This window comes from Armatimonas sp., from assembly GCF_964826245.1.
Map to the genome: position 1 here is coordinate 22153 of NZ_CBAYMC010000011.1, position 11201 is coordinate 33353.

The window sequence follows — 11201 nt, forward strand, 5'->3', positions numbered from 1 at the left end:
GACGGTTTAGGGTTTTTCAGACGTCTGGTGGTGTGTTTTCGGGGAGGGCGGTGCGGATGCGGAAACCCACGCGCCCGCGGCTTTCGGTGCCGTGATTTTCCGGTGTGTGGATCGCCTTGAGGGTGAGTGTTGCTGTGCTGCTAGTGAGAATGGTGCGGGTCTTGCGGCCCTCTTCGTCACGGCCATCGAAGTAGACAAAGTCCGGGAGCGCGGAGCCAAAGCCGTCTACATCTAGAATCTCGCCCGTGGGAGTCGTGACGAGCGCCTGCGTGGACTCGTCCTCGGCTAGCTCTTTCTCAAAGGCATCTAAGAGTGTCGCCAGTCCCATCACCACCAGCTCTGCGGCGGTCGGCGGGACTTGTTCTTGTTGCTCGTCGGTTAGCTCGGGCTCCCCGATGTGCCCTACCTCTGCGGAGTCATCCATATAGCGAGTATACTCACTCCGGAGGACGATTTTAACGATGGCAGCTTTTGAGAGGCTCAACGATGGCTCAAGCCACGCTCCGCGCTTGCGGGTGCAGCAGACACTCTGGGGGATGACAAAGCTCCCGATGAACGCGGCGACGGAGTGGACGCTTGACGAAAAATTCGCGCACTGCAAGGCGGCAGGGCTCGAGGGAGTCGAGTGCTGGCTCAGTGACGAAAACGAGAAAGAGGTCACCGAGGCACTCAAACGTCACGGGCTGCGGCTCGCGCTGGGGCACCGGCCCTATAAAATCGAAGACACGCAGAAGCTGATTGCGCGGGCCGTTCGGGTCGGGGCGGACTATATCATGGCGCAGCCCGCCGATGCCTACACGCCTGTAGATACCGTCGCCAAGCTGGTCACCGAAGGCCGGAAAGTCGCCAATGAGGCCGGGCTCTGCTACTTTGTGGAGACGCACCGAGGGAACTTCACGGAGACGATCCCCCAAACACTTGCTCTGATCGAGCGCGTCCCCGAGATTCGTATCACGGCGGATCTATCGCACTTCGTGGTGGTTGGTGAGTTCTACGGCTGGGAGGAGGAAAGAGCCCACGAGCGGATGCTGCCGATTCTGGAGCGCGTCGCGCATGTCCATGGGCGTATCAGCAATGGTGAGCAGGTACAAGTGGACTGCGGCGATGGTACCACGCCCTGGGCACGCTTTTTCGTGAAGCTCTGGACCCTGGCAATGACGAGCTGGAAAGCGGGCGCAGGCCCGGGGGATATCTTGCCATTCTCATCGGAGCTTGGCCCCCCGCGCTACGCCATCACCACCCCCGATGGTAAAGAGATCTCCGACCGCTGGGAGCAGGGCCTCCTGATGACCCGTCTCGCCCAAGAAGCGTGGGACGCGGCGTAGGCAATGCGGTACCATAATAGCCATGCCAAAACGTGCTGAGCCTATCACTGACCCGGCGGATCTGTTGCATCTGCTGGGACGCTTCTTTCTTTGCCTCGTGGTCAATATCATGGTGGTCTTTAGCCTGGTGCAAAAAAGCTGGACTTCTGTGGTGGTACTCTCGCTGGGCTCGCTCTGGCTCCACCGGACGACCATCGTGCTCTGGAAAAAGCTGAGTGCGGAGCGTGTCGAGAAGCTCGCCCAGCAGCGAGAGGCACAGCGACAATGATGCGCCCACAGCGAGCACGGCCAAAGCCCACCAAGGCCGGAGATCAGATGATCCTGATGGCATTTTCTCTGCGCTTCCTGGTGGGATTGGGGGCTTTTGGCTGGATCACGTTTGCCGCTTTTCAGGCCGAGCCGCACTTTGCTTGGATGGTGCTACTTATTGCCGTGGCCTACGCCGCTGTGACGGGAACGATCCTGGTGAAGAACTTGATCCGCTACCGGCAGCGCTATGGAGGGGAGAAGAAGTGACGATTTCCTGTGCGGTTTTTGTGGACGGCGTGCGGCAGGGGGAGAATGGGATTGACCTCTGCGGACTCTCGGAGGGCTTTGGGTTTCCGGGCCTGCCGGTCACGCTGGAGAAGATGCCACTCTTTCTCAACTTAGAGCTTGACGAGGCCGACCGGGGGCAAGCGTGCCGCCTGGAGTTCCACCTGCTCTCGCCCAACGGCCTCGCACTCGACTCACCGAACTGGCTGGACTTCACGCTTCCTACCGATGACGAAGCCGTGACGGCGAAGCTCTTGCCGACACTAGATCTCACTTTCCATAGTTTTGGAATCCATACTCTCGAAATCCGCCACAATGAAACCACGCTCCAGCGCCTCCGATTAACGATCACCCAGCAGGGACTACGACGATGATAAAAAAACTCGCTTTTTCGCTTTTGGCGACCGTTGCGGTCGCTTCGGTTTCCCATGCCTGGGGCGGAGTCGGCCATACCTATGTTGCCAAGCTCGCGGTGGACACGCTGCCTGCCTCCCCACTCAAGACCTTGATGCTCCTCAATAAAGACTGGTTTGCCGCCTCCTCGTCGCACCCAGATCGCTGGCGCAACCGGCCCGATCATGCCGAGGCAGGACGGCATTTTTTAGACGGCGAGCGCTTTGGCTTTGGCTCCGATCTCAGTAAAATCCCCCAAGACTTTGCCGCCGTCCAAAAGATCAGCGACTACATGAAGCTGCGCAGCGATGGCATGAACCCGTGGACGGTGCGGCGGGTCTACGGCCTGCTGGTCATGGCGATGCGTGAGAAGCGCTGGGACGATGCCATGGTGCAGGCAGCCTATCTCTCGCACTATGTCGGCGATGCCCATGTACCGTTTCATGCCACCGAAAACTACGATGGCCAGCTCTCAGAGCCCTCGCAGAAAGGCATCCATGCCCGCTTTGAGTCCGTGATGCTGGAGAAAAGCGTGGCGTATTCCGAGCTGAAGCCGGGGAAAATCTCGCTGACGAAAGACAAAGACTCCGTCGCGACCATGTTTTCGATCTTGCAAGCCAGCATCAACGAAGTTCCCACTATCCTGGCTATTGACAAGAAAGCCAGTGCGGCGGCGGCGGGGGATACGTTTAGCGATGCCTACTGGAGTGCTTTTACGCCCGCAGCCAAGCCGATTGCCATCAGGCGGCTCGAAATGGGTGGGGTGGCGCTGGCAAGCCTGCTCGAAAGCGCGTGGCAAGAGGCGGGGCGCCCGGTGCCACCCGCAGGCTTCCAAGCGAAAAACAGCAGCCTGCCCTACGCTCCCGAGTTCACCCCTCGCGGCCAGACCCCACCGCCGTTCATGCCCGTGGTCACCGATGAGCAAAAAGCGGTGGCGCGAAAAACGGCGATCACACTCCATATCGAGTCGGAGGCGCTGGGCAAGTTTGTCCCGTGCACCGTGCTTCTGCCCAAAGGATACTGGGAGTCGGGCAATACCAAGCGCTACCCGGTGCTGTACTTACTGCATGGCGCGTTTGGGAAGCACACGGACTGGCTCAAGAACGCCGGAACCGCCGCGTATCTGGCCGACCTGCCGCTGATCGTGGTGCTCCCTGACTCCCAGGGCGACTCGTTCTACCAGAACTCACCCGGCTTTGGAAGCTGGCAGACCTATTTTGAGAAAGAGCTGATGCCCGAAGTGGAGGGCACGTTTCGGACGATCAACAAGCGCGAGGGCCGCGCCATAGCCGGTCTCTCGATGGGAGGCTACGGCTCCTGGCACCTGGCAATAGACAACCCGACCAAGTTCTGCGCAGCAGCATCGCTCTCGGGTGTGGTCGAGTGGGGAGAGGGCAAGCCGATCATGAACTTTGTCCAGAAGATGTTCCCCACCAACACCGACACACTGTACACCACCGGTGCGATCTGGCCGAAAATTGCCAAGCTCACGGGAAGCAAGGGCGAGTGGCGTGGCCCGGCGCTCTACTTCGACTGTGGTAAGGACGATTTTTTGATCCAGATGAACCGCGACATGGAGCGCCGTCTTCTGGAAAAGGGCCTCCCGTTTGAGTTTTCCGAGTTCGATGGTGCCCACACCTGGCCGTACTGGGACGAGCACCTGCGCGATGTTCTCAACTTCACGATGCGCCACGTGGCGGCTCCCACGGAGAAGTAGTGATATCCGCTGAGGAGTATCCCGATGCAGATCCCTCCTGAGGTTTTGCAGCGCTACTCGGAGCCGCACCGGTGCTACCACACCGTGCGGCACCTGCGAGCCGTTTTGGGGGCACTGACTCGGTGGTGTGGCCCAACACTCCCGCCTTCGCTACTTCTGGCGGCACTCTGGCACGATGCGGTCTACGACCCAAAGGCCCACGACAATGAGGAGCAGAGCGCCGCACTAGTCTCCGACCCGCGGGCGCAGCAGCTTATTCTTGCCACCAAAAAGCACGAGCCTTTAGACGACGGTGAGGACATGCGCCTGCTTTTAGACGCCGACCTCTGGATTCTCGGAGCGCCACCCCGAACCTACCGGTGCTATGCCCGTCTCATTCGCCAAGAGTACTGCCATGTGCCTGACGATGCCTACCGAGCAGGGCGTGCCGCCGTGCTGGAGCGATTTTTACAGCGACCTCGGCTCTACTTCGGCACGTTTCCCGAGCGGGAAGCGCGAGCACGCACGAGCCTTCAGGCAGAACGAGTGGGGCTTATGTCGGAGGCTCCCATTTTCGCACGCCACGCACCATGAGCCCCTGCTGGTTTTGCTTCTTGACCTCAGCGGCGTGCTTCTCCGCTTCCTCACGGGCAGATGCCGTTGCGGCGCTGATCGTGACATAGTCATCGGGGCGGCGGTAGCGGTGGATAAAGACAGGCCTTGGCTTCTCCGAGTGGTTCTCTTTGCTTCCATGAATGCAGCGGTAGTGAAAGAAGATCGCATCGCCTGCCTTGCCACAGATGGGGAGAGATTTTTCCCACGGCCACTCGTCTGGGTCGAGGCCCAAGTGCGAGAATGTGTCAATGTGCGTGAGCTGCCCGAGCTTGTGGGAGCCGGGCACCACATGGAGCGCCCCGTTGACCAAGTCCGTATCCACAACATAGTTCAGGCTCGCCATCGGGCCCTCAAAGCGGTGCTCGAAGTAGGCGCTGTCTTGATGGAGGTTCTTCGTGTGCCCGCCGACGGGCTCTTTGTAGAGGCACTGGCCGTCCAAAAAGAGCTCGATATTGGGACCAAGTACGGCCTCGACAAGATCCACGGTGGTTTTATCCATAGCAGACTGTAAAAAAGCGCCGCTGGTGGTGTAGCGCAGCGCAAGTACCATGATCTGTTTATCACGGTTGTAGCTGCCGGGGGCTTTTATCCAGAGCGTCCCGTCCGGCGTTGTCCACCCAATTCCCGGCACTTCTTTTGCCTGCTCATAGAGCGAGCGTGCCGTGTCGGCTACTTGCTCGACTTCGCGGGCAATCGCCTCGATATAGGGCTTCATCAACCCGCGCACGACTAAGCAGCCGTGCTCGGCGTAGATCGCTGCCGCTTTCGCAATATCCAGCGACTCTGCGAAGACTTCAATGTCTGATGGTTGTACTTGCATGATTACAACTTCCTTTGCGGAAAAGTATACCTTGCTTAAAGAAAAAGGGACTGGTATGATCTCTGATTAAGGGAAATAGTAAACGTTTGCAATGAAGACACGGCTACGCGATATTGCGGAAGATCTTGGGGTTTCGGTGGCGACCGTCTCGCGGGCTTTGCATCGCGAAGATAGTTTGCTCGTCTCCCCGGCGACTCGGCTTCAAGTACAGTCTGCAGCAGAGAGGCTAGGCTACCGTCCTAATCTTTTGGGACGCTCGCTGGTTAAGGGAGCCTCGTTTTGTGTGGCGTTCTGGTGTGCAGACTCACTCTTGCCCTACTATACGGGGCTTGCGCGTCAGCTCAGTGATGAGGCGATGCGGCATGGCTACCACTTACTGCTCAGCACCCAGACAATCCCGCGAGATGACGCGGACCTCCACAGTGCGTTTCCCTGGACGTTTGATGCCGTGATCTCCTGTGACATGTTCTACAGCGATACGATCCCCGCACGGCTCGGTATCCCCATGGTGGCAATCGGTGCCTACCATCCTGGCGCTCAAGTGGACTATGTGGGCATTGACCTAAAGCCCTCCCTGGAGACCGCACTCCGGCGATTGATTGCGCAAGGAGCAAAGCGCATCGCATTTCTGACGGACATGGACGTCGCGCTGCCCGACCCGCGCATGGAAGCCTATCTTGCGGTCTTGGATGAGGCGTCGCTTCCTATAGAGCTGATCCCACTTCCCGTGCAGCAGCGCCAAGCGGCTCGAAGTACGATCACAGAGTATATTGCTCGCCAAGGCTGCCCGGAAGCTCTGCTCTGTCACAACGATGAAGTGGCGGTGGGGTGCGCTCGTGGTCTCTACGATCTGGGGTTACGCATGCCCGAGGATGTCCAGCTTCTGGGCTGTGATGGGCTGGAAGAGACACTCTACCAGGCATGTCCGATCACCACGATTGCCGTTCCTACCAGTGAAGTTTGTCGGCAAGCCTGGCGGCTTCTCGAGCGGCGGCTTCAAGATCCCACGGTTTCCGTCGAAACAATCGTCCTACCTACTATCCTACGGTGGCGCGAGTCAACCCGAGGTTCCTCAAAAAAAGAGAGCACACACTTACTAGAAAAATAAAACTCCCCAAGAAAGAAAGAACTATGTTTAATACGACCAAGAGGCAGACCGCCTTTACTCTAATCGAGCTTCTTGTGGTGATCGCTATCATCGCGATTCTCGCCGCTATTCTCTTCCCTGTTTTTGCGCAAGCCCGTGAGCGCGCGCGCGCTATTGCGTGTCTGTCGAACATGCGACAGCTTGGTATGGGGCTGAAGATGTACACACAAGACTACGATGAGACCTTTCCCCGCTGCTCCTTTATTGGTTTTGACTACAACTGGCGCAATGCGATTTTCCCCTACATCAAAAGTGTGGATGTCTACGCGTGTCCATCCAACCCCGCAGGCCGTCGTCGTGATGGTGCAGGTGCGGCCTTTGCGCCAGGTGGAAGGATGGCCAGTGGCTACGGTATGAATGCTATCGCCACAAGCTGGGTTCCCGCTGATTGGGGCTGGGGGGCAACCCTGCTTAGTGAAGCGACCATCACGGCACCAGCGGATCTTGTGCTGATCGGCGAAGCCAACTACTACGATCCTACCGTAGATATGGGCTACGGAATTATCGGAGGGACGTGCGATCAGAACCGTGCTTACCAGCACTTCGGCAACGCGGCTGCACCGAACTCGGGGACACCAGCCAACTGGATCTTCGCCGATGGACATGCCAAGTCGCTGAAGTGGAAGCAGACGATTATCCCACTCAATAGAAATATGTGGGAGATCAATCCTAGCCAAGTACCAGGCAACCGAAACGTCGTTGCTGATGATGGTAACTTTACCTATCCCAGTGCTGATACTGTTGGTAATGGTGGAATCTGTGCTCGCCTACGCTAAGAACGAAGGAAGAAACTACCAATGAAAAACCGAATCTTATGTTTACTTGCTCTCTGTGCTCTCGGTTTCGTTATGGGCTGTGGCCCAAAGGAAGCGGAGACACCTCCCGGAGCCTTAGAGCCTAGGAAAATGGTACGGCCTGATGGTATGGGGGATCCACGCACGATGACTCCCGAACAACGTGAGCAGATGCGTAAGCAGAGTGGACGCTAGAGAACACCTCTAACTCCGCTGTACTGGGGCTTTGCCTAAAGCCCCAGTACATTTTTCATTTTACGGTACGATAAAGTCCTATGAAACGTCGCTGGTTGCTTCCAGGTGCTCTTGCACTCTTGGGGATTGCGGTTGCACTCTGGCTTTCTCCCTTGCCGTTTAAGGGCAATACACAAGCACAAGCATACTTCTCCAAAGGGACACGGTTTGCGGAGAGAGGTGATTTCGATGCGGCTGCTAAAGAGTGGGAGAAAGCTGTGGCTGCGGAGCCACGTAACAGCGAGGCATGGGCACTGCTAGGGGAGTACTACTTTGGCAAGAATGATTCTGCGAATGCGGTACGCTGCCTGATCCGATTGGTTGAGCTTGCTCCTGAGACTCCTGAGGCACACGGGCGGCTAGCGATTGCGTTTCTGGGGATGCGTCGTGAACTTGCCGCGTTTGAAGAGGCAGAGAAGGAGCTTAAGCGCACCCCGGAACATGTTCCCTCACTCGCTGTTATTGCAGCACTTGCGGGCGCAGGAGGCATGCGTGATAAACAGCTTGCAGCCCTTGAGAAACTTGTACGACTACTGCCAAACGATACTGATTTCTTAGAGAAATACTGCCAGGCACTTTTGGAGCGTAAACGAGATGATGATGCTCGCCCGCTGATCGCTCGCTTTCGAAAGCTCGCTCCTCAGAGTCATCTCGCCGCGACCTTTGAGGGGATTCTTGCATTTCGCTCCGATACGACACCCACAGGCACACAGAAAGCCATTGCGTTTTTTCAAGAAGCACTTCATCTGGAGCCAAGTGCCCTCTTTCCACGCCTCTATCTTGGCAAACTCTACCTGAGACTTCACCAGCCTGCTGAGGCGCTGGTCTATCTCGAAGATGCTGCTAAGAAGATGCCGCGTAAGATGGACTTGCAGTTTGAGCTTGCCAGTGCCTACATGCAGGCCAAACAGCCTGGAAAGGCCGCACAGGCCCGTGAGCGCTTTGAGGCCATACGACGTGATGATGACAAGATGCGTGGGCTGATGAAGCGCTGTGCGGTGGATAACAAAAATGCGGCGCTTTTCAAAGAGACGGGACTTTTCTGTCTGCGCATCGGGAACTTTCTCAATGCTCGTGTTTATCTGGACCATGCAGAGAAACTTAAGCCGGGCGATCCTGAAGTGAGTGCCGCATGGAAGCAATTGATCAAGCAAGAAGAGAAGCGCCAGGATCTGGTGGAGAAGCTGGGGGAGCTACGGCGTGCCCAAAAAGAGCAGCAAGAGGCTGGAAAGAGTGAAAAACCATGAGAAAGCTGATTGGGGGAGCTCTCGCACTTTGTTTGATCATGGGCTGCACGCCCAAGCCCGAGCCGCCCAAAGCGCCGCTTATAGCCTCACCGAATGCACTCTTTGAGGATGTGGCGCCGAAAGCCGGGGTGCGTTTTACGGCGAACACGGGGGTCTCAGGAGGACGTTTTTATTTTATTGAGAGCACGCCTTCTGGGGGAGGCTTTATTGACTTTGACAATGATGGCAACTTAGATCTTTTTCTGGTTCAGCCAGGGGGAGCTTCGTCGCCGGATCAGCTTAAGGGCGAGCGGCCCCACTGTGCGCTCTTTCGCAACAACGGCGAAGGTGCGTTTACCGAAGCCACGGCGGGCTCCGGCTTCGATAAAGATCTCGGCTACGCGCATGGGATCGCTGTGGCTGACTACGACAACGATGGCTACGACGATATTTTCGTCACTAGCACACCCCATAACTTTCTTTTTCGTAATGAGAAAGGCACGGGGAAGTTTACGGATGTCACGGCAAAGCGGGGGCTGGACAAGACACACTCCACGGGCTACGCCACCAGCGCGGCATTTGGTGACTATGATAACGATGGCAAGCTCGACCTCTATGTTTGCTACTACGGCCCTTGGTCGCCCGCGACGGATAAGCCTTGCACAAATGCCCAGCGGCAGCGCGACTACTGCACCCCGGAGATCTACGAGTCCGATGTCCACCAGCTCTTCCACAACGATGGCACACGCTTTACGGATGTGAGTGAGCGCTCCGGAATAAACAAGAGTAAGGGCCGTGGCCTTGCCGTGGCTTTTATAGACTACGATGAAGATGGCAAGCAGGACATCTTTGTTGCCAATGACCTAACCCCCAACATGCTCTGGCACAACAAAGGCGGCGGTGTTTTTGAGAACGTGGCTTCTGAGGCCGGGTGTGCTTATGCTGAGAATGGCTCCCTGATGGCGGGGATGGGGATTGGGATTGGAGACTACAACCGAACCGGCCACGCGAGCCTGTTTGTGACAAGCTTTGCGGGGATGCCTAACACGCTCTTTAAGAATCAAGGAGACGGGCTGTTTGAGAACGTCGCGGATACATCACGGGTTGCTTCTGCCCACATGAAGTATCTCTCGTTTGGCTGCGAGTTTATAGACTACGACGCCGATGGCTGGCTAGATCTGATGATGTCCAATGGTCACGTTCAGCTTTTTGTGGACCCGAAGCTCTCTGTGGGACTTAAGCAGCCTAAGCGGCTCTACCGCAACCAGGCCAACGGGACGTTTTTACCGATCGAGGACGCCACGCTTCTGGGCGACCTGAACAAGCCTGTTATCTCACGTGGCCTTGCCATCGGTGACTTTGATAACGACGGCTGGCTTGATGCGCTTGCAACCAACCAGAACGACCCCGCGCAGCTCTTTCGGAACCGAGGCGTCGGCAAGAACGCGATGATTGGCTTTAAGCTCATCGGCAGAAAATCGAATCGAAACGGGTGTCACGCCAAGATCATCCTCACCGACAGCACAGGCGCTGTACACACCGACTGGGTTCGTGCAGGCTCCAGCTACCTCTCCGCCAGCGACCAGCGCGTCTACTTTGGTTTAGGCAGTGCCACCAAAGCCACCAATGTTGAGGTTCACTGGCCCAGTGGCACGGTAGACAAGCTCGCCGATGTCTCCGCTGGTGTGCTCTACACCCTCACCGAGGGCGAGAGCATCACTCAAACCACACCATTTCGTGCGAAGTAGGGGCTACTGTTACCACTCGGGCGCTTTGTACTCTGCCTTTAGCTTTTTGTAGAGCGCCTTTAGCTCTGCAAGAGTTTGGGCATAGCTCGCCTCACTATGCACGGAGCGCAGCTCGCTTGGGTCGCGCTTGAGATCGAAAAGATTCCATTCTTTGGTGCTGGGGAAGTAGATGAGCTTGTGGCGCTCCGTGCGGACGCCATCGTGTGGGGCGACATTGTGGGTCTGCTCACCGCTGTATCGGTAGTAGATCGCCTTGCGAAAGTTTTGAGGCGTCTTGCCGGTCTTAAGAACGGGGACAAGGCTCTCGCCCTGAAGCTCAGGCGGCGCGGGGATTCCGGCCATCTCCAAGAATGTCGCGGCGTAGTCAATGTTCTGGATCATCGCCTCGGGCCGTGAGCCGGGCTTTATCACGCCGGGCCAGCGGATCAGAAACGGCATCTTGAGAGACTCCTCGAACATCCAGCGCTTGTCAAACCAGCCGTGCTCGCCCAGATAGAAACCCTGATCGGAGGCGTAGATCACGATGGTGTTTTTCGCCAGTCCGCTCTTGTCCAGGTAGTCCAGAAGCTCCCCAACACTCTCGTCCACGCCGCGCACGCAGCGCAGATAGTCTTTTAAGTAGCGCTGGTACTTCCACTTGAGCTTGTCCGCCTCGCTCATCGTGGGGAA

At 57.2% G+C, this 11201-nt stretch carries 13 protein-coding genes; 10 read left to right on the forward strand and 3 right to left on the reverse strand.

From position 1 onward, the window contains the following. Positions 1–16 precede the first annotated feature (16 nt). A complete protein-coding gene (locus AC1XOS_RS02355; protein WP_481960610.1) occupies positions 17–424 on the reverse strand; it encodes a hypothetical protein in 408 nt (135 codons plus the stop codon). A 37-nt stretch (positions 425–461) separates the two neighbouring features. Here AC1XOS_RS02355 and AC1XOS_RS02360 point away from each other — a divergent pair, with 37 nt between their 5' ends. The 6 genes from AC1XOS_RS02360 to AC1XOS_RS02385 are packed head-to-tail and all read left to right on the forward strand — an operon-like array spanning position 462 to position 4542. Beyond that, positions 462–1325, forward strand: coding sequence for a sugar phosphate isomerase/epimerase family protein (locus AC1XOS_RS02360; RefSeq protein WP_481960611.1), 864 nt, complete (start codon positions 462–464; stop codon positions 1323–1325). A 22-nt stretch (positions 1326–1347) separates the two neighbouring features. Further along, the gene (locus AC1XOS_RS02365; protein ID WP_309709817.1) at positions 1348–1593 is read left to right on the forward strand and encodes a hypothetical protein; all 246 of its coding nucleotides are present in this window, start codon (positions 1348–1350) and stop codon (positions 1591–1593) included. Next, on the forward strand, positions 1590–1841 hold the full coding sequence (locus AC1XOS_RS02370; protein ID WP_481960612.1) for a hypothetical protein: 252 nt from the start codon (positions 1590–1592) through the stop codon (positions 1839–1841). Before AC1XOS_RS02365 ends, AC1XOS_RS02370 begins: the two co-directional genes overlap by 4 nt. After that, complete coding sequence (locus tag AC1XOS_RS02375; protein WP_481960613.1) at positions 1838–2233, forward strand: DUF6941 family protein; 396 nt, start codon at positions 1838–1840, stop codon at positions 2231–2233. Before AC1XOS_RS02370 ends, AC1XOS_RS02375 begins: the two co-directional genes overlap by 4 nt. Continuing rightward, positions 2230–3969: a S1/P1 nuclease gene (locus tag AC1XOS_RS02380; protein ID WP_481960614.1), complete on the forward strand. Its 1740-nt coding sequence runs from the start codon at positions 2230–2232 to the stop codon at positions 3967–3969. Before AC1XOS_RS02375 ends, AC1XOS_RS02380 begins: the two co-directional genes overlap by 4 nt. A gap of 24 nt (positions 3970–3993) precedes the next feature. Beyond that, complete coding sequence (locus AC1XOS_RS02385) at positions 3994–4542, forward strand: HD domain-containing protein (RefSeq protein ID WP_481960615.1); 549 nt, start codon at positions 3994–3996, stop codon at positions 4540–4542. On the opposite strand, the gene AC1XOS_RS02390 is transcribed toward AC1XOS_RS02385, so the two are convergent. After that, on the reverse strand, positions 4502–5383 hold the full coding sequence (locus tag AC1XOS_RS02390) for a phytanoyl-CoA dioxygenase family protein (protein WP_481960616.1): 882 nt from the start codon (positions 5381–5383) through the stop codon (positions 4502–4504). The two genes, AC1XOS_RS02385 and AC1XOS_RS02390, sit on opposite strands and share 41 nt — an antisense overlap. Positions 5384–5474: 91 nt before the next feature. Here AC1XOS_RS02390 and AC1XOS_RS02395 point away from each other — a divergent pair, with 91 nt between their 5' ends. The 4 genes from AC1XOS_RS02395 (at position 5475) to AC1XOS_RS02410 (ending at position 10532) form a co-directional block, all read left to right on the forward strand. Continuing rightward, positions 5475–6491: a LacI family DNA-binding transcriptional regulator gene (locus tag AC1XOS_RS02395; protein WP_481960617.1), complete on the forward strand. Its 1017-nt coding sequence runs from the start codon at positions 5475–5477 to the stop codon at positions 6489–6491. A 23-nt stretch (positions 6492–6514) separates the two neighbouring features. Next, positions 6515–7306: a DUF1559 family PulG-like putative transporter gene (locus AC1XOS_RS02400; RefSeq protein ID WP_481960618.1), complete on the forward strand. Its 792-nt coding sequence runs from the start codon at positions 6515–6517 to the stop codon at positions 7304–7306. 293 nt (positions 7307–7599) lie between these two features. Beyond that, entirely contained in the window at positions 7600–8805 is a 1206-nt protein-coding gene (locus tag AC1XOS_RS02405) for a tetratricopeptide repeat protein (RefSeq protein WP_481960619.1), read from the forward strand. Then, positions 8802–10532 carry a CRTAC1 family protein gene (locus AC1XOS_RS02410; RefSeq protein WP_481960620.1) on the forward strand — a complete coding sequence of 577 codons (1731 nt, stop codon included), beginning with the start codon at positions 8802–8804 and terminating at the stop codon, positions 10530–10532. Before AC1XOS_RS02405 ends, AC1XOS_RS02410 begins: the two co-directional genes overlap by 4 nt. A gap of 9 nt (positions 10533–10541) precedes the next feature. Here AC1XOS_RS02410 and AC1XOS_RS02415 read toward each other — a convergent pair. Beyond that, the coding region (locus AC1XOS_RS02415; RefSeq protein ID WP_481960621.1) for a sulfatase/phosphatase domain-containing protein at positions 10542–11201 on the reverse strand (660 nt) is incomplete at its 5' end.

Coding starts and splice junctions, on each gene's coding strand:
- AC1XOS_RS02355 (WP_481960610.1), bottom strand. CDS start 424: ATGGATGACTCCGCAGAGGTAGGGCACATCGGGGAGCCCGAGCTAACC.
- AC1XOS_RS02360 (WP_481960611.1), top strand. CDS start 462: ATGGCAGCTTTTGAGAGGCTCAACGATGGCTCAAGCCACGCTCCGCGC.
- AC1XOS_RS02365 (WP_309709817.1), top strand. CDS start 1,348: ATGCCAAAACGTGCTGAGCCTATCACTGACCCGGCGGATCTGTTGCAT.
- AC1XOS_RS02370 (WP_481960612.1), top strand. CDS start 1,590: ATGATGCGCCCACAGCGAGCACGGCCAAAGCCCACCAAGGCCGGAGAT.
- AC1XOS_RS02380 (WP_481960614.1), top strand. CDS start 2,230: ATGATAAAAAAACTCGCTTTTTCGCTTTTGGCGACCGTTGCGGTCGCT.
- AC1XOS_RS02385 (WP_481960615.1), top strand. CDS start 3,994: ATGCAGATCCCTCCTGAGGTTTTGCAGCGCTACTCGGAGCCGCACCGG.
- AC1XOS_RS02390 (WP_481960616.1), bottom strand. CDS start 5,383: ATGCAAGTACAACCATCAGACATTGAAGTCTTCGCAGAGTCGCTGGAT.
- AC1XOS_RS02395 (WP_481960617.1), top strand. CDS start 5,475: ATGAAGACACGGCTACGCGATATTGCGGAAGATCTTGGGGTTTCGGTG.
- AC1XOS_RS02400 (WP_481960618.1), top strand. CDS start 6,515: ATGTTTAATACGACCAAGAGGCAGACCGCCTTTACTCTAATCGAGCTT.
- AC1XOS_RS02405 (WP_481960619.1), top strand. CDS start 7,600: ATGAAACGTCGCTGGTTGCTTCCAGGTGCTCTTGCACTCTTGGGGATT.
- AC1XOS_RS02410 (WP_481960620.1), top strand. CDS start 8,802: ATGAGAAAGCTGATTGGGGGAGCTCTCGCACTTTGTTTGATCATGGGC.